The organism is Bacteroidales bacterium, from assembly GCA_013141385.1.
Taxonomy (GTDB): Bacteria; Bacteroidota; Bacteroidia; order Bacteroidales; family Tenuifilaceae; genus UBA8529.
On sequence record JABFRB010000003.1, the window covers coordinates 52,904 to 75,530 of the forward strand.

Genomic DNA, 22,627 nt, shown 5'->3' on the forward strand with positions numbered 1-22,627 from the left:
TGAGCAAATTACAGACAATCTATCGGAGTTAAAAGCAAATTGTTGTTAATACTTTAGTATAAATGTTGTTGCAAAACAAATAGTTAACTTAATTTAAACAGATGAAAAAAATAATTATATCGTTTACCGTACTGCTTCTTGGACTTAATGCTATAGCTCAGGATAGTGTACTGGTAAATAAACACGGAAGTATTATTCTTCCGCAAAAAGGTGATATTGCCGTCGGACTTTCAGCCGATCCAATTCTTTATTATGTTGGCAATATGTTTAACGGAAATACCAATAACTCCCTTAATTTAGGAGATCAAAATTTATATTTCCGTTATTTCCTTAGTGATAATGAGGCGCTAAGAGTTTCTATTCGTGTAAACTCTTCAAAGTATGTATATAACTACTATGTAATTGATGATGCTGCTAGGGCTATTGATCCTCTTAGTCGTCAGCAAGTTGAGGATAGGCAAACCTCAATTGACAACAATTACGGGGTAAGACTTGGCTACCAAAAATTTCGTGGGTATAAAAGGCTAAGAGGCTTTTACGGTGCCGATCTTGGGTTCTCATACTATAAAACCAAGTACACACGTGAGTATGGTAACCAAATGAATCAATTAAATCCTAGCCCAACAACGCATTGGGGTAATTTATCGAGCAGAACATTAGAATCTAACGATGGTGCTACCAAATCGGTAAGCCTAGGTATATTTGCTGGTGCAGAATACTATTTTATGCCTAAAATTTGTGTTGGGGCTGAATTAGGTATTCAGTATGGCAAGATGTGGGAATCACAGGGCAATCTTAAAGGTGAAGAGATGAATCTAACCCAACTAGTAAAATATGATCGTGCGGTAACGCCTGGTGATAGAAGTAATAATCTTTATACAACGTTCCCATATTCCTATGGAAGTTTATATTTGATGGTACATTTTTAATTTCTAAGGATAAGTAATTAATATTAGAGGTTGTTCAAACGAACAACCTCTTTTTTAATTAAATCTTCTATGTCACTCAATGCTGTATTTGGAAAACACGAATTCGTAACTTTTGTCGAATCATTGTTATGCACTAATTTTTATTAGTAATTTATTATTAAATCCATTATAAGGTTCGTCTGGATAACCTCTAGGGTTACATATTACTCTTGTGTTTTCAATTGTATAATCTAAGCAATTATGTATATGTCCGTGAATCCATAATTCAGGTTTCATCTCTTTAATAAAGTCTTCAAGATTTGATACAAATGCAGCTGAAATTAATTCTTCTCTATATTCAGGCAATAAGGACAATATACTTGGACCATGATGAGTTATGATAACATTTTTAGAGGTTTTGCTTTTTTCAAGGCTATTTCTTAGCCATTCGAGTGATTCATAATGGAAAAGATGTGTGTCTATTGACCTTAATTTGGAATAAGAGGGATCAATTCTAATTAATTTGTAATCATTCATTTTTTGTTGCGCTTCAATTCCTGCAATTCTTGGATTACCAAACAATTCAAAATTTGTCCATAATGTTGTTCCATGAAATGTAATTCCATCTATAGTTATACTGTCTTTTTCTAAAATGTGAATATTTGATTCTCTCGAACCTTCCTTAAGTTTCTTCAGCAATTTAGGGTATGAGTTTCTGTAATATTCATGATTTCCAAGTACGTATAAAACAGGTACTTTCTTGACTTGTTCTTTAATCCACAATAACCCTCTTTCTCCAACATGAATATCGCCAGCCAAGATCAATAAATCAATGCTTTCAAAATCCAAATCAAGAATTCCAAATTCATTATGCAAATCACTTGCAATCTGTATTATCATATATCTTTGGTCGTTTCTTAAAATAAATTAGTGCATAAACCCCGCTTGTTAATTGCGTTTAGAAGGTTCAAACCGTTTACTTACAACACGATAGTAAAGTAAGCAAAAAGCATTGAGCCTATCAAAACATCATCAACCCAAATAGGATAAATACACTGTTGGCGGTTGGCTTTTATTGTTTCTCAAATAACTCAAAAAAACTTTCTTTGTTTAAATGGTAACAGTAGATTAGTGAAAGGCTTTCCAAGTCCTCAGACCTATCAATTTCTATCCAATCATCCATTGAACCTAGGTAACACCTTCGCTGGATAATAAATTCATTTTTAGTTTTTATAATTCTCATTTTCGGATGATATGCTTGCGTCTTAATCATGAAATCTTTATAGTTTTCATCCCATTCGCCTAAATCCACTCCATTTCTATTCCCAACAAATACTGTCAAGCAATTCTCACGCACATCTATTAATGAATATTTGAGATTTGTTGTTTTAGCAATTGATTTCTCAATCACCGATATTTCGTTTTCTGTAAATAGCTTTTTAACAATTAATCTAAGTACAACAATCGCATCTTCTGGAGTTTCATAAATCTCAAATCCATTAGGAATCTCATTTATATTTTGACAATCATCTTCAATCTTTGTCGTATAGTATCTAAGTCTACCCTTTTTTGTCGGTATTGCTTTAAAATAGTAGTTTTCACCAACCCTATTTGTATATTTTAATGCCATTTTATTTCAACAATTAAGTTTTCCACCAAAGTCTCGCAAGTTGGTTGCATTTGGGAGATTGAAACTGTTTTATTACCCCCGATAGTAAAGTAAATAAAAAGCGTTGAGCCTACCAAAACATCAGCAGCCTAAAAAAGGATAAAAACGCTGTTGTAAACTGATTTTTATTCATCCTTTAACAAAGATTCAACTTGCTTTTGAAGGATTGGAAGTTGTTTTGAGATTATGCCCCAAATTATTACATCATCAATTCTGTCATAACCATGAATTACCCAATTTCGTAAATCAACTATCTTTCTTGCATCTTCAATCGGGAAGTTGGAATCAATTTTCAAAATACGACTAGCGGCTTCTCCTATAATCTCAAACTCTCGTTCTATACCTCGTTTAAGAAGTTTGTTGGTTTTGTATGTATTGAAATCTCTATTCTCGCCAAGATATTCATAAATAGAATCAATCGAGGCTTTAATGTCAAACAAAAACTTTTAAATTTCAAGCTGCATAAATCAGCTGTTTAGTTTGTTCAACACCTTTTATGAAATATGGGTTTGATAAAGAGTTTTCAGTAAGTAAATCGATGCGGCGTTTAAATAAATCTTGCAGCTTGTAATGTAAATCAAAATAATTGTCGGTGTACTGGTCTATCGATAAATTATCGAAAGAGATTAAAAGGTCAATATCACTGTTCTCATTGAATCTATCAGTACATACTGAGCCAAATGCATACATCGTCTTAACCTTATAGATTTCACAAAGTTTTTTTACATCAAGTATTCTATCAGCTAGTATCTTATTCATTTAATTATTCTGAACTTGAGTCAAATATACAACATTTTCTAAAAACAAGTTGGATATGCTATGATAACTCGTTCAGAACTTGTTTGCAACGTTCCACAAGTTGGTTGCGTCTGGGAGGTTGACTTCGGTTAGTGCGGAGCATTTATTTAGTTCCATTATCTATTGTTATGATAAGTTTATTGGGTTCTTGCTCAATTACTACTATTTGCCCTTGTTTAAAGCCAAGCTCTGCGAGCCACTTTCCTTCAAGCCGAATTTCAGGAATAGTTGTACAATCAAATCTCCTTGTGCGGAATTTCGTATGAATTTTCAATTTTCTGATTTTTACCATTGTCATACAACTATATGACAAATGTAATTTAAAAAATCAATTTGTCAACTTTTAATATGACAAACTTGTCAACAAATTAGCTGACATTTGTTTCGTGACACGTGATAAACTAAAGAAGAGAATCGGTCAGCGAGTTGTAGAGTTTCGCGAACAGAAAGGTTGGAGTCAATCCGACTTGGCAAGAGCATGCAATAAAGACCGTCAAGCTATTGAGAAGTTGGAAAATGGTAAGGTCAACCCAACTCTTTATACTTTATTAGAAATAGCTAATGCTTTAGAAGTTTCTTTATCAAAGTTGGTCGATTTATCCTAAGGTAAAATGGGGTTTAGAACGCTCAAAATTGCAAATCTGCGCTAGCGGGTGTTAGGCAACGTGCTTTATTTTAAATCCATATTCATATTTGTCAAAATACTTTAATTCTAACTCCTTTTTTATAAGTTTAAATTCTAAATTTTCAAATAAATGAATCGAAGAAACTGTAATATTATTTTGAATTATAAAATCTAAAAGAGTTACTCTAAAATCGGCATCTTCTAATCCTTTGAAATCCAAAATAACAAAGCCGTCCTTTTTAGTAACCTTATTTATGCTTAATTTATTGAAATTGAATCCTAAAACTATTTCTTTTAAAGTACCCTTAGAGTAAGGAAACTGTCTTTCAATGCGATTCTCTATATTTGGCTGATGAGGCAAGAATAAATTTGAGTCTGTTTCCGCGATGAGCCTCCACTCTTTTTCATATGACCATGATTTAGATTTAATATTAGTCATATAAAAGATAGCCAAGTGAGGACTTATATTTATGTCAAACTTATCTGCTTTCTCTTTATAATTTATTGGAAATGGACCATGAAATTTCTTTACTAACTTTTCAACATCAAAGATTGCTAAAAAACCATCATGATTAGAGTAATGCGCCCACATTAACATATCACAGGGATTACTTGTTAATGAAATAATCCCCATTTTAGAAAATACATCATCATGCAGATCGGACATAAACTGAAGTTTCAGTTTTTCATACTCAGTATCAAACAACCTTCTTACTCTTTCTTCTGGGTTTTGATCCATAGAACAATAATACTTTTTGTAAGTCTCAAATGAAACATTCTCAAAATCCAATAAGTTACGAAAACATTCGAATGGATCATTTAATTGAAATGGATGTGATGCATAAAAATATCCGTTAGTTAAAGACTCTATGCTGTATTTATTTATTTTATAGTACTTCATTAATTCATTTGGACAATCTTCATTAGGATTAGGATAGACCGAAAAACGCATCGGTAATATACTATCCATAGAGTATTCCCAACCAGACAACTTATATTTATCAGTCATTTTTCACAATTTTATTTATCCCTTGGTAGGCGGTCTCAACATGTTGCCTAACTCATTTATAGGTCTGCTAACAAACTTACTCAAATTAAATTATATTCTCTAAGAGTATTTTAACCTTTTTATCTCATTTATATTTTATTTCTTATGTGCAATTTTATTAGCGACACACATCTATAAGCACTCCCTGTTCAATGTTTAAGGTTAAACTGGAACAAAAAAAGGGTAGCTTTCGCCACCCTTTACATTCTTAGGAAAAAGGAGATTATATTACAAGAAATGAAACCTTACCCCAAAGCATGGCAGAATATAGCTAAAGCTGTTAGTAAGGCATTTATTGTACTTTCCATCAATAAAAATGGTTGCATTCAATGATGAGTTTGAGGATAACTTAACACCTAACACCTTTTGTTCAATACCAACCCTTATAATTGCATCGGGATAGAAATCGAGAGTGTTCTTTATGTTCCGTGTGCCGCCCTCCGCTCCTATTCCTATGTATGGATTCAAGAATAGTGGAAAATAGAATTTTATATCTAATCCATAACGTGTACCGCCCAATTTCCAATCGGTATTTTTCTTATCAATTAAACTTCCCATTACATACCCTTCCTTGCCTGCATAAACTCCAACGGAAAGTTTTTTAGTTATAGAGAATGCTCCAGTACAAATCCTGCTAAGCCTATAGAACTGAACATCAACGCCACTGGGTTCATCAATATCAACACCCAAACCAACTCGCCAACGAGCAGTGTAAGCACTCTTTTCCTGTATCCAATTAGTTTTAGCCTTGTTTTGGGCAAATATGCTGGTAAAAGCTAAAAGAAAGAAGAATGCTAAATATCCCTTTTTGTTTTTCATTTTGATATTCTATTATCCGATTAAAGAAAATTATGCCACTAAGTCGCTAAGACACTACGGTTCATAAATAATAAATCAATGTCGTTGACTTAACGATTTTACTATCGACGCTTCCAGTTCTTACGAATCTGGAAGGTCCATCAAGACAATTAACCTAGCAGAGTCCGAAGGTCCTGCTAGCGTTTAAATAACCTTAAGTCAACGACATTGAATAATAAATATCAAACATTATGAGAGATTGTTTAAATTTCATTTTTTCACGCAAAGCCCGCAAAGTCTCAAATATCTCTCAAAACTAAGGTCGTGTCAAAAAAGAAAAAGTTTAAGTCTACATAAACATATTCAAGAGCGCAAAGAACAGAAATGGCTTTTAGCCATTTCAACTCAGTGTTAAACTTCCTTGAGGGCTTCGCCGTTCTCTATACTTTTTATACAATTAACTCTATGTTTAATATTTTTTTGTGATTTAAACTAAACCAATTTCTGATACTTATCATGAATTTGTGCCTTCGTGGCTATGAACTCAATCCCAATTACAATTTGTAACATTCTCATTCTCATAAGTTAGAAGGCTACGTAAATTTAACACCTATCACAAGTATATCATCAACCTGAGGGTTATATCCTCGCCATTCCTCAAATTCCTGCTCAAGCATTTCACCTTGCTTTGCCATTGGTTTTTCGGAAATAATAGCTAATAACTTTTTAAATGGTACTGACTTGTATGTACGACCACTATCGCCTCCAAACTGGCTAACATAGCCATCGGAGAAAATATAGATGCAATCGTCCTTTTTGAACTCAATCTCATTATGAGTGAACGATTCCTTTTCAACCATGTGAATACCAACGGGCATCTTATCGGCCTTAATTTCCACTAATTCGCCATTCCTAATCAGGTACATTGGGTTGTAGGCCCCTGCAAACTCTATCTTCTTAGCATCAAGATCAATTGTACAAAGTGCAATATCCATTCCGTCTTTCGATTCCCCCTCCTTACCTGTTTGTGATAGTGTAGACTTTATTGAATCCCTCAAATTATTAAGAATCAAATTTGGTTTTGTCTCATTTCTTACCTTCACAATTTCATTCAGAAATGAAATACCAAGCATACTCATAATTGCTCCCGGAACCCCATGTCCAGTACAATCAGCGGCAGCAATAATTATCTTACCATCAGTCTTTGTCATCCAGTAAAAATCTCCACTAACAATATCGCGAGGTTTGAAAAGAATAAAGTGCTCAGGTAATATTGATTGAACAAGATCGGGGGTTGGCATTACGGCAGTTTGGATCCTCTTGGCATATTCTATGCTCTGGGTCATCTCTAAATTTTGCTTTGAAATGTGATCATTCTGCGCCTCAATTTCATCTCTTTGTGCCTCTATCTCTTCTTTTTGTTGCAATATTTCCTCGTTAGTGCGAGCAAGTTCATCGCGCTGAACTTCTAGTACATTTTTCTGCTCCTCAATAGTTTTTGTTCTTTCTCTCACCTTCTCTTCAAGGATTTGCTTATCCTTCTGCAGCTGACGCTCCCGGTATCGAACAATAAAAACAAAAAGAGAAAAAACAATTATAATACAAAGACCAATAAACCAAGGGGTTTGCCAAAGGGGAGGTTTAATGGTAAAGGGTAACGTGTAAATTGAACTTTCATGACCCAATACATCCCTTGCTTTTATCATAATTTTATATTTCCCGCTTGGGAAAAATGGGAAGTTAAGAACGGGATCACTACTCCAATCGGTCCATTTACTTGTTTTTCCATCAATTATATACTGGAATTGAACCGATTTTTCCTTGATAAAAGATGGAGCACCTAAACTAATAGATAGCGAGTTATTAGAATAGCTAAGCTTGATATCTTTAAGATCTAGTTTGACTCCATTATTATCAGTTACATGTTTTAAGAAAAGAGGGAATGTTTGAACATTTGATTCACCTTTTGTGGCAGATATTTTTATTATTTGATTAAATCCATTTACAACCAAAAGCTCATTGCTGCTATTAATAAATATATCATTAATCCTATCGAATAGCCCTAAATAGTTTGAAACATCAAGATTAACCTCCTTTTCAGGTGAATAAAGATTCCATTTACGATCTACATTTACCCATGAGTAACCGTACTGCGAATAAATAGCATTAATTACATAATTTGAAGCTGGAGCTCCCTCATCAACAAGCGCATCCTGCGACTGATTATACAAATAAATATGATTACTTGTAAAAACCTTAATGTTTCCAAGTACCTTCCGTACAATTGGTGATTCAACAATTATATTTGAAGGTGTAATTCGTTTAGAAACCGTTTCGCCATTTGGCACCACCGTTAACTCATAAATATTGAATTCGGTGGTTACTATTAGTTTGTTGTCCGATAGTTCAACAATTGACAAAGGGTATTCACTATCAAATGAAAAAACCTTTTTTGCATTCCAATTACTCCCTGTATTCGACAGAATTGATACTCCTTCAGTTGAACATATTAGTAAGTTTTTAGAATTAAATTCCGATGGTTTTGCAAAAAGGATGTAGGTGCCAGCTAAAATTGAGTTTCCTTTGTTGTAGCCAATTTCATATAATCCAGTACTGGTAGCGGCTAAGAGCTTACTATTATACACTAGTAGCTGTTTACACTTACCCTCAACCCCTGTAACTCTTTGATAAATATTACTAACCGATTGCAGGGAATACATTTTTTTCTTTGCAGCGCTTATCTCTTCTTTCTCCTTTTTGCTTACATTTCCTTCACCTGTAGGAGATTCAACAGTTTGTGTTTCAGCCTTATCTGTTTTACTAAAAAGACGTGCAAAAAAGCCTTTTTTCTTCTTCTTTGAATCCTTTTCATCAGGTTGAGATTTGGTATCAGTAACCTGTTTTTCGTTTTTGGTTTGTACCTCTTCTTTGGCTTTGGCTTGATTCCGTTGTATTACGGGAGTCTCAATCTCCGAAAAATTCTTAACCTCTGATAAATAGTATAAACCCTCGCTACCCCCAACGTAGATAGTCCTATTAAACTCTGCAATTGATAGGATATTCCCTGTAATTCCAGAGTAGTGCTCGAAGGATTTTACGGGAATATTCAAATCAACCCGAGAAATTCCCATACCATGAGCAATCCAAAGTCCTCCAGAGTAGTCCTTACCCAAAGAGTATACTTCATCATCTGGAAGACCGTTTGAATAGTTAATTATACTCTCTGATTCTAATGTTTTTGAGTTGATAATTGAACAACCTCCTATAAGAGTTGATATTGCAAATCGACTACTATCGAGAGATAATCCTCCATTTATATAGCTAGCATTCAGGTATCGTTGATCTTTAAGGGTTATAGGTTTAAATTCCCACCCATTGAAAATAAAAAGTCGATTCCCAGATGTTCCAATGTATGAGAAGTTATTATGATTAAAAGTGAAGCTAATATTTTCATCCTTATTTAGGTTTAATCTGAGCAAAGTAGCATTCTTCTCTTCAAGTCGATAAACCGAGTTTTTATCTTTAATGATGTAAATAATCCCATTGAGTTCAAAGAAATCCGTGATCATCTGGGTTGAATCTCCCTCAACATATACAGGCTCAGTTTTTGGTGTACCACTCATACTAATTTTGCTTATATGCTGAGTTCCACATGTATACAAGTCATTTTCGATTTTCAAAAACTTATAGTAAATATCAAGCGTTGAATCCTGTATGCTATTATAATTGAATTCGCCTTTTTGATCTTTTTTGAAGTAACCAATCTCCATATCGGTGCTTACAAAAAGGTTGTTAAGCGAAAAGATAGCGATTGGTTTTCCATTAATATTCAATTTTGACCATTCAAAACCATCAAATACGTAAACCCCTTTTCTGTTAAGAACATACATTAGGTGATCCTCATCGCTCTGGAGGATAGACCAGTTCTGGTTGCTCATTGTTGAAAGCAACTCGTAGTTAGAAATATATGGGACGCCCTTTTGTGCAAAAGTTCCAATTGCAGCAACAATGCTAAATGAGAGTATTAAAAACACCCTTTTTAATATACTATATTTCATAAACTATCCTTTTTTAGACCGAGTAAATTACACCAAAAGAGTTAATAATTGAAAAAAAACAAGCAATATTATTAATAAAAATAGCTCAGCGTTTAAACTGAGCTATAATTGTTCATAACTAATATTTTACAAGACTTTCATCTCATCAATCAGATTCTTTGCTCCTGCATATTTATCGATAACAAAGAGCACATATCTGATATCTACTATAATGGTTCGCTGAATATCAGGTTCAAAAGCATAATCACATGCCATTGCATCATTATTACCATCAAATGCAATTCCAATTAGATTTCCGTTGGCATCTAATGTTGGACTACCAGAATTACCACCTGTAATGTCGTTATCGGTGAGGAAACATACTGGCAAAATACCATCGACTCCATACCGCCCATAGTCTTTAGCTTGCCATAGCTGCTTTAATCTTGGTGAAACATTAAAAACATCTATTTTAGGGTTTTCTTTGGCCATCAACCCATCAAGGGTAGTAAATGGCTTACAAATGACCCCATCATTGGGTTTATAACCAATCACCTTGCCGTAGGTTAATCGCATGGTTGAATTAGCATCTGGGTAATGTAACTTATTATCCTCCATTTCAAGTAATCCATTTGTATACAGCTGCATAGCCTTTTCATAGTCGGATTGCCGTGGTCTAATTATCTTTGAAATAGAATCGTAAAGCATGTGGTAACTTTGATAAAGCATAAAAATGGGATCTTTTACAATACTATCAATAGCTGGTTTTTTTAGAAACCGCTTCAAATTTTCAGGTGATGTAAAATACGACCTTTGATAGAAGCTTTGTGCATACAAAGGCATCATCTGGCTAATTTGGGGTTGCTGTTTGATTGCCTGAATCATCGGTATATTGGGACAATCGGAAGTATTATCGATTAAACTTTTTAGGGAGGTTGAATACAGCCAAACATCAGGATTTATATAATATTTCTCGAAAATCTTAGGGATTCTCTTTTTAATAGATTTTGCTACTTTTTTAACATTTTTCTTGCTAAGCATTGCCCCAAATAGCTCATCACATGCATTAATATTCTTATTTACATCAACAGGGAAACCCAAAATTGCATCAAGAGAGCCTGAAAGTTCTACCCATTTATTCTCTCTATATGTTTTAAAATAATCCTCTAGTACAGGCATTGCTGAGAGATATTTAGCTCTTGTTGATGGCTTCTGCGACACCCATAATCTTAAGCTATCTTCGCGTGCTTTTAACCTTTCAACAACATTAAATCTAAACATCGATTCGGCTTGCCAAGTATCTTTTTGCCAAAAATTAACAAGCATATCGTGCTTATCGGTATAGTTAACCTTCACTTTTGGATCCTTTGCCTGTGCATCTTTAATAATTCGAATAAGTTCTCCCCAAACTTTATCCTTCCATGGAGCAAGAACATCACGAGCTTGCATTGCTTCGGATGGACTTGAATATCGATAGGTTGTTCCAGGGTAACCAATGATCATGGTAAAATCGCCCTCCTTTACACCATTTAACGAGATATTAAGGAATCTCTTAGGAATGTAAGGAACATTTTTGGTACTGTACTCGGCAGGTTTGCCATCGGGAGCAGTATATATTCTAAACATGCTAAAATCGCCAGTATGCCTTGGCCAATGCCAGTTATCGACATCACCCCCAAAATTTCCAATAGAAGTTGGAGGAGCCGCCACCAAACGTACATCTAGGAAACGTTCGTATAAAAAGAGGTAAAAAGTATTAAAATGAAACATCGGCTTAACAATGGCATAAAACTTACCGTTTTGAGTGGATGCTCTTGCTATAGAATCCATTCCAGCATAAATTCCATTATAGTAGTCGGAACTTGAAAGTTTTTCGTTTTGATATTTAACCATTTTCGAGGTTACATCCTCTACGCTAAAAAGAATCATTGCAGTTTTACCTGGAATACTTAACTCTTCACTAAGATTTCGGGCAAAAAAGCCATCCTTAAGTAAATTATGCTCAGGTGTGCTATGAAGTTGAATGGCATCAATACCGCAATGATGATTTGTAAGTAGTAATCCTTTTGCAGAAATCAGCTCTGAGGTACAACTTCCATCGTCGAGTTGAACAATGGCATCCTTTAAACTTGAATGATTAATACTATAAATATCCTCAGCGCTAAGTTTTATACCCTGAGCCTCCATCTGAGCTATATTCTTAGTAATAAGATTTATTAACCACATCCCCTCATCGGCCATACTAAATTGCCATGCAAGAAGGAATGAGAGCATAATAGTAATTTTTTTCATTTAGAATTTTATTTGCTATTAATATTTATATCAAAATATAACTAATTCTTTTGTTTGATTATATAAATCAATGCCAATGATAACCCTAATAAGGATAAAAGCATTAAAGTTAAACGCTTATTCGATGATTCCATCATCAATGAAATCTGTTTAGCGTTAAGATCTCCTGCAATATATGACGCATCGGGCAGATGGTTTTTGTGCCACTGTCCAATTATTGTTCCTTTATTTAGCAGGATTAATCCAGGATTTGCTCTAATCACCGTTTTTAACAAAACCTCATCGGCATTCAGAAACGGGTAAAGTGCACCTGTTTTAGCAACAAAATTATCAATCTCACCCTGTGTTGATGCTGTAACGCAAGCAAAACCATACCCGCTCGCAGCAGCTTTAGAGTATAGCTCATTGAGCTTACTGGTTGCTTCTAAGTTTGTTTTATCAAGCCGATAGGCTACTGCCAAGAAATAATAACTGGGGTATGATAGAATGCTATCGGTTATTTCCCTCCCAGAAATAGTCATCAACCCAAAACTCTCGATTGAGGGTGTGAATCCCTTTTTAATCAGTACCGATTTGCTATCAACAAATTTCCAGGTAGAATCTTGCCATGGTATATTATTCTCGCTAAATTCCTTAACAATGCCATTTTTCTTGTAGTAGAGAGTAGTTTTATAAACATCGCTTGGAGCACCTTCAGGTACAACCATTGCATTCGGTATATTCACGCCAATGCTAAAAGGCCTATAATCAAACATAGGCAATCGCGTATACCCAATAAAAGGAGGTATAAATGCGATAATTGCAAGTATTACAAAAAGTATTAAATCTTTTAAAATAGTTGTATTAGAAGGCAAACTCGATCTTTTTATAAAAAGTAAAAGTGCCGCAGCAAAGAATATTATGTTTTTATAGAAAGTCTGCCAGTTTGTTAATTTAATAGCATCTCCAAAACATCCACAATCGTGCACAGGATTGAATATTGCAAGTATAAAAGTTAATGGGGTGAAAAAAACCATAAATAGAAATGCGCCCCAAACGGCTAATTTTAGTCTTACCCCAAATAGTAAAAGTAGACCAATAAGAAGTTCTCCAGCACATAGCACGAACGATAGTAATAAGGCTATTGGTTCAAAAAAATCTGCATTAAAAGCCTTAAAGTAATCGGTTAGCTTATAAGCAAATCCGAGAGGATCTACTCCTTTAACAAATCCTGAGAAGATAAAAAGGAAAGCAAGTAAATAGCGGCAAACATTTAATATGGTTTTCATAAAAATCAATATTTATCAACCAACACTAATTTGAGATAATTGATAAAACAATTTATTTAAAGATATCGAAAAAAAACATACATGAAAAATTGAAGAAATATAATGCATTCCATTATTTTAATAGCTCTTCCACCCTCTTAATTATAAGATTAAAAATTTCATCAGGCTTTTTGATACTCAAATCTTTGTTATAACATTCAACAACCTTAAAACTAGAATCAATTTTTGCCTGCTTTAGGTAGATTTGGCGAACCTTTTCTTGAAAAGATAAATCCTTTTCATGAATATCCTCTTTACCTTTTAAATAATCACGATCATCCCCTTCTCGTATCTCCGTTAATCGTTCCTTTGTGAATTGGAATGGTACATCAAGGAAAAGGTTTAAATCGGGTTGAGGAATTTTATAGTACTCAAACTCTAAATCGATAATCCATTTCCGAAGACGATCCTGCCCGGCTTCATCATTAATCTTGGCGCACTGAAAGGCAACATTTGAATACACATACCTATCGAGAATCACCGTTTCACCATTTTCGAGCCAATCCTTAATCATTTTTGAAGCATCCATCTGATCGCAAGCATAAAGCATAGCCACAATGTAAGGATCAACCTGACTGACATCCCCAAATTCACCTCGTAAAAAACGGGCAATCATCTCACCAAAAAAGGGAGAATCCATTCGTGGAAAATGTAAATATTTACTCTTTACACCTCTTTTTTTGAAATACTCTGTTAGTAGCCGAATCTGAGTAGATTTTCCAGCACCATCCAATCCTTCAATATCGATAAAAGCCATTCTAATATCAGTCTTTAAGTTAAAATTCTATTTTTCAAACGCTAATTGAGACAGATGTTGTAAATCTTTAGTAATTTTAAGGCGAAATTAGCATGTTGAATAGAAACCTTATTGCATAATAAATTGTTTTGCAAGATAGAAAAAAATGGAAAAAATTGGGTCATTATTTCAGGGAAGAGGAACATTATTAAGTAATGGAAAGCTAATTGACATTTCCAAGCCGCTGATAATGGGTATAATAAACGTTACAAACGATTCATTCTTTGGTGGCAGTCAATTCCGAATAAAGTCAAGAATAGCAAGAAGAGCAGAACAGATACTCCTCGAAGGGGGAATCATTATTGATATTGGTGCATGTTCAACACGCCCTGGCTCAATGCCAGTTGACGAAGCCACTGAAATTAAACGCCTTACTAGGGCATTATCGGTAATCCGAAAAAAATTCCCTGATGCCACGATTTCCATTGATACCTTTAGAGCAAACGTTGCTAAAGCAATGCATACCAATTTTGGCATTGATATAGTAAATGATATTTCGGCTGGGGAAATGGATTCAAATATGTTTCGAACGGTTGCCGATTTAAAACTCGTTTACGTTTTAATGCACATGAAAGGATCTCCTAGGGATATGCAAGAAGATCCCCGTTACGATAATGAAATTACCAAAGAGCTTTTTGGCTTTTTTACCAAAAAGATTGAAATGCTTAAATTGCTTGGCGTAAAAGATATAATTATAGATCCTGGTTTCGGTTTTGGTAAAAACTTAGACCATAACTATACACTTCTTAAAAACCTTGACTCATTTAAGGTTTTTGAACTTCCAATTCTTGCAGGTATTTCAAGAAAATCGATGATTTATAAGCAACTTAATACTTGTCCAAATAAAGCGCTAAATGGAACCTCCATTCTTAATACAATAGCCATATTGAATGGCGCATCAATTCTTAGGGTTCACGATGTTAAGGAGGCTGCAGAAGTAATAAAACTTACTGAATTTTATATTGGTCAACCTAAAGTATAAACACCATTAATACTAAGCAATGCTTCATTTCGTAGCTGTATTTATTACATTTAGGGTTCTTGATGTGATAGATATATTTCTGGTTGCATTCCTTCTTTACCAGATATATATGTTGATTCGAGGTACTGTGGCAATCAACATCTTCGTTGGGATTTTTGCGCTATACATGATATGGCTAGTTGTCAAGGTGCTGAATATGGAATTATTAACCAGTATCCTTGGACAAATTATTGGAGTTGGAGTAATTGCATTAATAATTGTATTTCAACAGGAGATTCGTCGATTTCTACTCTTTATAGGAACCCGATACTTTTCAAAAAATCGATTCTCGATTGAGAATTGGCTTTTCCCAAAACAAAAAAACTTAGTTGCTCCTGTAAACATCGAGGCAATTGTTCGGGCATGCCGCAACATGTCCGAAACAAAAACTGGCGCACTCATCGTTATTGCCCGAAAATCTGAACTACAGTATTATGCTGAAACAGGGGATATTATTAATGCTGAAACATCAAGCCGATTGATTGAAAATGTATTCTTTAAGAATAGCCCTCTTCATGATGGGGCAATGATTATTGTAAATGATAAAATCAGAGCTGTTAGGTGTATTCTTCCTGTTACTGAAAATCTAAATATTCCAGCACACTATGGTATGCGTCATCGTGCTGCACTAGGCATGAGTGAACATACAGATGCCCTAATCGCAACTGTTTCTGAAGAAACGGGAAAGATTAGTTTTGGGGTTGAAGGCGAAATTAAGTATGATATTTCAAGTATGAAACTACGCCAACTTTTAGAGGATTTTCTAACAATTGAAGATTAGTCCTAATAAAGTCTAAGCCTTATCCTCTATCGATTTATTCTTCTTTAGTTTGATCTTCTTTTCCTGGCCATTCATCAACCTTTCGATATTCTTTTGATGCGTAAAAAGCATAAGCGTTGCCAGAATAAATGCGAAAATTACCAATGAAGGATATTGCGTTCTGTACACAAAAATCAGTATTGCAGGAAAGGAAAACCCAGCAATCATAGAACTTAATGATACATAACGGAATATAAGAAGCGTTACAACCCAAATCAAAAGAACAAAAAGAGCACCATAAGGGTGAAGTGCAAAAACAACGCCCGATAAGGTTGCTACACCCTTACCTCCTCTAAATCCAGCAAATACAGGAAATATATGGCCAAACATTGCAGCAAGACCCAAGTAAAGCTGGAAATCTACGAAAAGACCAGTCTCTGGTATATAAAAATGCGTCAAATAAAGTAGCCGAACAGCAAGGTAGCCTTTTAGCATATCTATTATGAATACAGGAATACCAGCCTTTGCACCAAGCGTTCTCATTGCATTGGTTGCTCCAGCATTCCCACTGCCATAATCCCTTACATCAACACCATAGAAAATCTTACCAATCCAGACAGACGTTGGGATAGAACCAATAAGATAAGCTAATAGTATTACTAATATTTTGTAAAAACCTTCCACAGTCCAAATTTTTGGCAAATTAGCGAATTTTTTTTCTGGATTCAAAGCTAAAAAACGCATGTGCCTGCATTGGTGTAAATTATAGAGTGATGATATATTATTAGATTTTGTTGATTGATCGTAATTACAATGAGAGAATTTGAAGATGAGAGAATTTGAAAATGAGGGAATAAAGCAATGAGAGGATTTGAGGATTAATGAATAGAAGGTTGAGTGTTTGGTGAACGTAAATTATTTTGAGTGTTGATGGTTTTGTTAACTTTTTTTTTACTTTTGTCATCGTTATGTATTTTTTTACATATCTGGAATTGAAGCATTTCCTAATACATATTTCCAAAAAAATAGATTGAAACCAAGTTTAAACATAAAATTACAAACAAATGAAATCAACTCTAAAAATTTTTCTACTTTGCTTTACGGCGGTAATAATCATGTCATCTTGTAAAAAAGATGAATCTTACACTTTAACCGTTGTGGCTAATCCGGAAAATGCTGGGACAGTTACTGGTGGAGGTTCTTATAAGTCTGGAGAGAGTATAAACCTCACTGCTACGCCTAATTCTGGTTATATCTTTTTAAACTGGACAAAAGGTGACGTTCAGGTTAGCACAGATGCAAACTTTTCATATATCACTAAATCAACAGATGAAACCCTAACAGCTAACTTTGAGCAGAAAATTATAGTTAAAATGGGTGCTCAATCCAATTCATCATTTGGCAGTTTCTACTCTATTGGACAAAAACTAGTTTACACACAAGAATTAGCATCTACACATCAGGATACTATTGATCTACTTTGCTTCTACGAGCACGTAGAACCAAGCCGCATCAACGATATTACATTATCATCACCTGGTGCAAATATTACAGGTATATTCACTGGAACAACATCTCCAGATGTATGGACAACTAAAAGGTTAACCCTTTTCACCCTTCCTGTAACAGCAATTACAACTGCTCAATTTGATCAGTTACATCAGAATGATGCGTCAATCTCAACCTATTTTAATAGCACTTTAACCTCTGGTAATAAGAAAGCAAAAACCTTAGCGGTAGGCAATATCTGGGCGTTTAAAACACACGATAACATTTACGGATTAATTAAAGTTACCAGTGTTACCCAAAATGCCGATGGTTATGTTGAGTTTGAGCTAAAGCTAAAGAAGTAATTTAGAATCACTTTAATAATATTGGCTGCATTCTTAACATATAGATTGCAGCCAAATTTATTTTAATTAACACCATGAACCACAAAAACTTAATCTTTATACTCGCCCTTTTGTTGCTGTATAATACTGGGTGCAAAAAGGACGATGAACCAACCACAAAACCCATAATTACGCTTAAAAGTGATAGTGATTATATTCAAAACGGGCAGTCAATTGCTGTTGGAGGAAAGCTAAAGTTTGGCATTAAGGCAACCAACCCTAAAGCAATAATCACTAACCTAAAAATTCAGCGCATTGCCGATGGTAAACTAATCACCGAAAAGGATCAAGGGGTATATTTAAAAGATAGCTTAAATGTAGATTTTAACTCCACAAAATCATCTGCAACGCAAGAAATATGGAAGTTCTTTGTAATGAACTCCAATCGCGATTCAGCATCCATTACATTAACAATAAATCTTGGAACAGGAGTTGATTATGGCGAAATTTACCACTATACATCTCTAAAAATCGGAATGCAGAGCAATACCGATTTACCAAACTACTTGGATTTACATACAGGTTTGCTCTACAGCAAAACCAATGTACCTGGACATGAGGGGGATATTGATCTTGTTGGATTTGTTTACACCACAAGTGGTGTTCTCTCCCCCACCCTATGCTGTCCCGGTTATACAGGTAGTAGCTCAGTAACAGGTCGCTACCCCGAAATAGCATCATGGAGCGTAGTCCGATTAACCTCTTACGATTATCATGCATCCGACAATAATCTTGTTAGTGCTAGTGATTTTGAACATGCTCAAAATGATAGCCTTCTGGTTACATCATTTAAACCTGAATCAGTAAGCGGTCTCGATAAGTTCTGCACTACTGGAAAAATTGTTCCCTTTAAAACCGAGGATGGTAAATACGGGCTTGTACGTGTTCTACATGCCGATTTAACTGAAACAGGCTACATGGAACTTGAGGTTAAAATACAAAAATAGAAATGGTTATGAAACACCCATGTAATGCAGATTGCACTAACACGAATGGACAAAACATGGGTGTTCCATCCTCTCGTTAAAGAATGTTAATAAACAACATCGTAATATATTAGTAATTAACAATATAAATATTTTGTTAGGATGAAACTCAAAATACTATTAATCCTACTATTCCCAATACTGGTTAAAGGTCAAAGCATTTCGGGGTTTGTAAAGGACTCAGTAAGTGGTTCGCCACTGGCTGGAGTAAACGTAGTAATAGAAAATAAGGGCAGCGTTACCGATGTCAATGGTGCTTTCAAATTCGTCAACCTACAGAATGGCAAGTATATAATTACCTTAACTAGCATTGGCTATAAAAAAACGATTAGCAAAGTTCTGGTATCAGGGAATAGCAATATCAATCTAGAAATATTAATGTCTAAAGATGAAATTTATCTTGATGAAATTGTTGTATCGGCTACCAGATCCGAGAATCGGATAAGCCAAATACCGGGAAGGATTAATATGATTTCAGCGGAACGAATATCGATGGTTGCTGCTCAAAGCGTTGATGAAATCCTTCAATTCCTACCCGGAGTTCAGGTAAGCCGTTCGTTTGGAATCTTCTCAACCAAATCATCGGTAACAATGCGTGGGCTAAGCGGCAACGAGCAGGCTCGTACTCTCGTTCTACTCGATGGTATACCCGTAAATAAAGCAGATGGTGGCTCGGTAAATTGGAATCTTATCTCAACTTGCGATGTTGAACGTGTGGAAGTAGTTAAAGGTCCCGGTTCCGCTCTCTACGGAGGAAATGCCATGGGAGGCATAATTAACGTTATTACACAAAAGCCAACCTCATCTATTCAGGGAAACCTTACAGCTGAATACGGCACATATAACACACGTGTATTAAGGTTAAATCTAGGTGGTAAAATCGGTTCTATATCATCAAATAAAGGATTCTACTGGACTGCTAACACTTTTTACCAAAATAGCGATGGCTACATCACACAATCAGAGGCCGATAGGAAAATCAACCCATTTATTGTTAAATCAAATGTTGATGAAAAAGACATAAACTTTAGGTTTGGCTATAATAGCTCCGATAAGTTTAATGCCGAGGCAAACCTGAGCATTTACGATGGAACAAGAGGTACAGGCGAAAAAGTATACCAACCAAATGGTAATCAAACAGAATATCGAACCTACCAGTTTCGAACAAATCTAAGCGGTAAGGTTGGCGGATTGAAGTGGAATACCTCTCTTTTCTACCTCAACGAGAATTACATGAAAGTTTCCGAATCTAAAAAGGATGATTACTCATGGTATAACGTAACCTCGGTTCGGCAGGATTTGGGATTGTTATCAAGTACCAACTATTCATTGGGCAAAAACTCCTTCACCGCTGGTTTTGATATCCGCAACGGACAGGTTGATGCATCGGATATCTACTATACATCAACAGATAAGGTTGATAACAATGGGAAGATGAATTTTTACGGGTTTTACGCACAGGACGATATTTCGCTAACCGAAAAGGTTAAACTTCTTGTGGGTTTACGCTATGATTTAGCCCGATTCTACGATGGTGCATTCATTATCTACAACCCATCCGCCGAAACTACTTTCCTAAGAAAATACGTATTCTCAATTGCTGATGATAAACAATGGGGCGCATTTAGCCCAAGGATTTCCCTACAGTATAGACCCAATGATGATTTTAGAATTTATGGTGGCTATAGCAAAGGTTTTAGACCATCGGTTCTGGATGATCTTTGCAGAACTGGTCGTATTCAAGGGGGATTAAAAATTGCAAACCCGAACCTAAAACCCGAATACCTCGATAATTTTGAGGTTGGTAGCGATTATTCACCATTGAAAAATTTAAAACTTTCTACAAGTTTGTACTACTCAAAGGGTAAAGATTTCCTCTACTACGTTTCAACAGGCGATAGTATCGATATGGGGTTTGGTAAACGCCCAATAATGAAGCGTTCAAACATCTCGAGTGTGAATATCTTTGGGGGAGAATTCGAAGTATCATACAGCCCAACACCTTCGCTAACCATGTTTGGAAATTATGCCTATTGCAATGCGAAAATATCGGACTACAAACCTCTTTCCGCAAGTGATCCAGTTAATCTAAAAGATAAGTCCTTAACGGATGTTCCTCAGAACTCATTCTCTGTGGGAGCATTTCTAAAAACAAAGATTATCAACGCTGGTGTAACCTGTCGTTATACAGGCGAAATGTTTGTAAACGACAAGAATATTTATGATGAGATAGTACTATCTAACAAATATCCTGCATGGATTAAGGTCGATATAAGGCTTTCACGCAATATCTACAAGCACACAAATGTTAGCCTTAACATCCAAAATATCTTCGATAAAAAGGTATACGATAGCAAGGGTGCTGTTGGTCCAGGGCGATTTATAACCTTTGGAGTTGGAGTAAGGATATAGGTAGTAATTGAAATATGTAAATTGAGCGTAAATAACTAATAACAAGTAACTAATAACAAATAATCATAATGAAAAAAGTATTTTTATCTCTATCCTTTGGGCTAATTTTGGCGATTTGCGTTTCGGGGCAAACCCAGTCCCAAACATTTGCAAACCAGAATAAATCCGATACAGCAAGTTTAACCAACAATTTCTACGACAACGAATCCACCAAACAGCTGCCCATGGTAGCCCTAACGGTTGATGGTGAAATTGCAAACTCTGGTGCTGTAGACTTCAGCAAGCTACCCCTCCGCTCAGTGATTGTGAAGGAGACCAACCTCAACCCCGATGGCAGCAATAAATTTGTTGGTGCATATAGGTACGATGGTTACTCACTTTTTGATATTCTAAACACAGTTAAACTTCAAAAGAAGAATGAAGTGGAATTCCCTCCTATTATTGACCTATACGTAGAAATTAGCAACGATAAAGGCGAAAAAGTTATATTCTCATGGGGTGAACTCTACTACCCAAACAATCTGCATAATATCATCATTGCAAATACCGTTATGCGTATAGTTCCCAGCAAAACCAAAGAGTTATGGCCTCTTCCCGAAACTTCTAAGTTAGTTGTTGTTAGCGATCTCCTAACCGAGCGGAATATCTCAAATCCATCAAAAATTACCGTTAAATCCGCAGATGCAACCTTTAAAATACAAAAAGGGTTATCGCCAATGTTCAGCGAAACATTTAGTTTAAAGTCAGAGGATGGTGAAAATATTCTAATGAAAGATATTTCAAAAGAGTTAAGCAAAATAACATACCATACCATTTTCTATGGGCGTGGTAAAGGCATTCATAGCACCATGCCATTTACAGGGTTTCTGCTAAAACAGGTGCTTGAGCCATACTTCAAACTTTCCAAGGAAAACCTCCAACATGGGCTATTCGTTTTTGCTGGGCTTGATGGTTACCGAGTAGCCATAACCTACGCCGAACTCTTTAACCGTAACGATCAGGCAGAATTCCTCCTAATTGAAGACCCAAATGACTTGGATGGTGGTAACTTCAAAATTTTCCCCGCTCCCGATTTCTTCTCCGACCGTGCTGTAAGAGCACTTTCCGAGATTAGGTTTGAAAGAAGATAGAACCACCCATTTTTAAATATTATAATTGAGGTGTTTATTTAAATACTATTATTAGATTTGCATTCTAACCATAGAACGCATGAAGTTTACAGGGGAAAACATAATAGAATTTTCAGGCAGGTTTAAAGACGACTTTTCGTGCTTGGAG

Annotated in this window: 19 protein-coding genes and 1 pseudogene; 8 read left to right on the forward strand and 12 right to left on the reverse strand. The window is 35.3% G+C overall.

Features of this window, described 5'->3' with window-relative positions:
* The first annotated feature begins 101 nt into the window (after positions 1–101).
* Complete coding sequence (locus HOO91_03535) at positions 102–929, forward strand: hypothetical protein (protein ID NOU16616.1); 828 nt, start codon at positions 102–104, stop codon at positions 927–929.
* Between the two features lie 126 nt (positions 930–1,055).
* Here HOO91_03535 and HOO91_03540 read toward each other — a convergent pair whose 3' ends face one another.
* The 5 genes and pseudogenes from HOO91_03540 to HOO91_03560 all read right to left on the reverse strand — a co-directional run bounded on the left by HOO91_03540 (position 1,056) and on the right by HOO91_03560 (position 3,667).
* Positions 1,056–1,808: a phosphoesterase gene (locus HOO91_03540; protein NOU16617.1), complete on the reverse strand. Its 753-nt coding sequence runs from the start codon at positions 1,806–1,808 to the stop codon at positions 1,056–1,058.
* A 172-nt stretch (positions 1,809–1,980) separates the two neighbouring features.
* Positions 1,981–2,538 carry a hypothetical protein gene (locus HOO91_03545; GenBank protein NOU16618.1) on the reverse strand — a complete coding sequence of 186 codons (558 nt, stop codon included), beginning with the start codon at positions 2,536–2,538 and terminating at the stop codon, positions 1,981–1,983.
* 164 nt (positions 2,539–2,702) lie between these two features.
* Positions 2,703–3,041, reverse strand: a pseudogene (locus HOO91_03550) (DUF86 domain-containing protein).
* On the reverse strand, positions 3,031–3,336 hold the full coding sequence (locus HOO91_03555; protein NOU16619.1) for a nucleotidyltransferase domain-containing protein: 306 nt from the start codon (positions 3,334–3,336) through the stop codon (positions 3,031–3,033). Before HOO91_03555 ends, HOO91_03550 begins: the two are co-directional and overlap by 11 nt.
* 142 nt (positions 3,337–3,478) lie before the next feature.
* Entirely contained in the window at positions 3,479–3,667 is a 189-nt protein-coding gene (locus HOO91_03560) for a type I addiction module toxin, SymE family (GenBank protein ID NOU16620.1), read from the reverse strand.
* A 94-nt stretch (positions 3,668–3,761) separates the two neighbouring features.
* Between HOO91_03560 and HOO91_03565 the strand changes: the two genes are divergently transcribed.
* Complete coding sequence (locus HOO91_03565; protein ID NOU16621.1) at positions 3,762–3,980, forward strand: helix-turn-helix transcriptional regulator; 219 nt, start codon at positions 3,762–3,764, stop codon at positions 3,978–3,980.
* 51 nt (positions 3,981–4,031) lie between these two features.
* Here the strand turns inward: HOO91_03565 and HOO91_03570 are convergent, their stop codons facing one another.
* From HOO91_03570 to tmk, 6 genes are all read right to left on the reverse strand, one after another.
* Positions 4,032–5,009 (reverse strand): DUF2971 domain-containing protein, encoded by a 978-nt coding sequence (locus tag HOO91_03570; GenBank protein ID NOU16622.1) that lies wholly within the window; start codon positions 5,007–5,009, stop codon positions 4,032–4,034.
* 267 nt (positions 5,010–5,276) lie between these two features.
* Positions 5,277–5,867 (reverse strand): hypothetical protein, encoded by a 591-nt coding sequence (locus tag HOO91_03575; GenBank protein ID NOU16623.1) that lies wholly within the window; start codon positions 5,865–5,867, stop codon positions 5,277–5,279.
* Positions 5,868–6,439: 572 nt separating this feature from the next.
* The gene (locus tag HOO91_03580; protein ID NOU16624.1) at positions 6,440–9,904 is read right to left on the reverse strand and encodes a SpoIIE family protein phosphatase; all 3,465 of its coding nucleotides are present in this window, start codon (positions 9,902–9,904) and stop codon (positions 6,440–6,442) included.
* 126 nt (positions 9,905–10,030) lie between these two features.
* Positions 10,031–12,175 carry a S46 family peptidase gene (locus HOO91_03585; protein ID NOU16625.1) on the reverse strand — a complete coding sequence of 715 codons (2,145 nt, stop codon included), beginning with the start codon at positions 12,173–12,175 and terminating at the stop codon, positions 10,031–10,033.
* Positions 12,176–12,216: 41 nt separating this feature from the next.
* Complete coding sequence (locus tag HOO91_03590; protein ID NOU16626.1) at positions 12,217–13,443, reverse strand: DoxX family protein; 1,227 nt, start codon at positions 13,441–13,443, stop codon at positions 12,217–12,219.
* 112 nt (positions 13,444–13,555) lie between these two features.
* Positions 13,556–14,239, reverse strand: a complete 684-nt coding sequence (gene tmk, locus HOO91_03595; protein ID NOU16627.1) for a dTMP kinase — start codon at positions 14,237–14,239, stop codon at positions 13,556–13,558.
* Positions 14,240–14,384: 145 nt separating this feature from the next.
* Here tmk and folP point away from each other — a divergent pair, with 145 nt between their 5' ends.
* Both folP and HOO91_03605 read left to right on the forward strand, forming a co-directional pair.
* The gene (gene folP, locus HOO91_03600) at positions 14,385–15,260 is read left to right on the forward strand and encodes a dihydropteroate synthase (protein ID NOU16628.1); all 876 of its coding nucleotides are present in this window, start codon (positions 14,385–14,387) and stop codon (positions 15,258–15,260) included.
* 19 nt (positions 15,261–15,279) lie between these two features.
* Positions 15,280–16,080 carry a TIGR00159 family protein gene (locus tag HOO91_03605; GenBank protein ID NOU16629.1) on the forward strand — a complete coding sequence of 267 codons (801 nt, stop codon included), beginning with the start codon at positions 15,280–15,282 and terminating at the stop codon, positions 16,078–16,080.
* Positions 16,081–16,092: 12 nt separating this feature from the next.
* On the opposite strand, the gene plsY is transcribed toward HOO91_03605, so the two are convergent.
* On the reverse strand, positions 16,093–16,743 hold the full coding sequence (gene plsY / locus HOO91_03610) for a glycerol-3-phosphate 1-O-acyltransferase PlsY (GenBank protein NOU16630.1): 651 nt from the start codon (positions 16,741–16,743) through the stop codon (positions 16,093–16,095).
* 380 nt (positions 16,744–17,123) lie between these two features.
* Here plsY and HOO91_03615 point away from each other — a divergent pair, with 380 nt between their 5' ends.
* The 4 genes from HOO91_03615 (at position 17,124) to HOO91_03630 (ending at position 22,479) form a co-directional block, all read left to right on the forward strand.
* Positions 17,124–17,912, forward strand: a complete 789-nt coding sequence (locus HOO91_03615) for a hypothetical protein (GenBank protein NOU16631.1) — start codon at positions 17,124–17,126, stop codon at positions 17,910–17,912.
* Positions 17,913–17,986: 74 nt separating this feature from the next.
* Positions 17,987–18,898 (forward strand): hypothetical protein, encoded by a 912-nt coding sequence (locus HOO91_03620; protein ID NOU16632.1) that lies wholly within the window; start codon positions 17,987–17,989, stop codon positions 18,896–18,898.
* Positions 18,899–19,039: 141 nt separating this feature from the next.
* Positions 19,040–21,349, forward strand: a complete 2,310-nt coding sequence (locus tag HOO91_03625) for a TonB-dependent receptor (protein NOU16633.1) — start codon at positions 19,040–19,042, stop codon at positions 21,347–21,349.
* Between the two features lie 68 nt (positions 21,350–21,417).
* On the forward strand, positions 21,418–22,479 hold the full coding sequence (locus HOO91_03630; protein NOU16634.1) for a hypothetical protein: 1,062 nt from the start codon (positions 21,418–21,420) through the stop codon (positions 22,477–22,479).
* Positions 22,480–22,627: the final 148 nt, after the last annotated feature.

What these genes read in the sequence shown, in the direction of transcription:
- HOO91_03535 (NOU16616.1), top strand. Translation starts at nt 102, where the DNA reads ATGAAAAAAATAATTATATCGTTTACCGTACTGCTTCTTGGACTTAAT.
- HOO91_03540 (NOU16617.1), bottom strand. Translation starts at nt 1,808, where the DNA reads ATGATAATACAGATTGCAAGTGATTTGCATAATGAATTTGGAATTCTT.
- HOO91_03545 (NOU16618.1), bottom strand. Translation starts at nt 2,538, where the DNA reads ATGGCATTAAAATATACAAATAGGGTTGGTGAAAACTACTATTTTAAA.
- HOO91_03555 (NOU16619.1), bottom strand. Translation starts at nt 3,336, where the DNA reads ATGAATAAGATACTAGCTGATAGAATACTTGATGTAAAAAAACTTTGT.
- HOO91_03560 (NOU16620.1), bottom strand. Translation starts at nt 3,667, where the DNA reads ATGGTAAAAATCAGAAAATTGAAAATTCATACGAAATTCCGCACAAGG.
- HOO91_03570 (NOU16622.1), bottom strand. Translation starts at nt 5,009, where the DNA reads ATGACTGATAAATATAAGTTGTCTGGTTGGGAATACTCTATGGATAGT.
- HOO91_03575 (NOU16623.1), bottom strand. Translation starts at nt 5,867, where the DNA reads ATGAAAAACAAAAAGGGATATTTAGCATTCTTCTTTCTTTTAGCTTTT.
- HOO91_03580 (NOU16624.1), bottom strand. Translation starts at nt 9,904, where the DNA reads ATGAAATATAGTATATTAAAAAGGGTGTTTTTAATACTCTCATTTAGC.
- HOO91_03585 (NOU16625.1), bottom strand. Translation starts at nt 12,175, where the DNA reads ATGAAAAAAATTACTATTATGCTCTCATTCCTTCTTGCATGGCAATTT.
- HOO91_03590 (NOU16626.1), bottom strand. Translation starts at nt 13,443, where the DNA reads ATGAAAACCATATTAAATGTTTGCCGCTATTTACTTGCTTTCCTTTTT.
- tmk (NOU16627.1), bottom strand. Translation starts at nt 14,239, where the DNA reads ATGGCTTTTATCGATATTGAAGGATTGGATGGTGCTGGAAAATCTACT.
- folP (NOU16628.1), top strand. Translation starts at nt 14,385, where the DNA reads ATGGAAAAAATTGGGTCATTATTTCAGGGAAGAGGAACATTATTAAGT.
- HOO91_03605 (NOU16629.1), top strand. Translation starts at nt 15,280, where the DNA reads ATGCTTCATTTCGTAGCTGTATTTATTACATTTAGGGTTCTTGATGTG.
- HOO91_03615 (NOU16631.1), top strand. Translation starts at nt 17,124, where the DNA reads ATGAAATCAACTCTAAAAATTTTTCTACTTTGCTTTACGGCGGTAATA.
- HOO91_03620 (NOU16632.1), top strand. Translation starts at nt 17,987, where the DNA reads ATGAACCACAAAAACTTAATCTTTATACTCGCCCTTTTGTTGCTGTAT.
- HOO91_03625 (NOU16633.1), top strand. Translation starts at nt 19,040, where the DNA reads ATGAAACTCAAAATACTATTAATCCTACTATTCCCAATACTGGTTAAA.
- HOO91_03630 (NOU16634.1), top strand. Translation starts at nt 21,418, where the DNA reads ATGAAAAAAGTATTTTTATCTCTATCCTTTGGGCTAATTTTGGCGATT.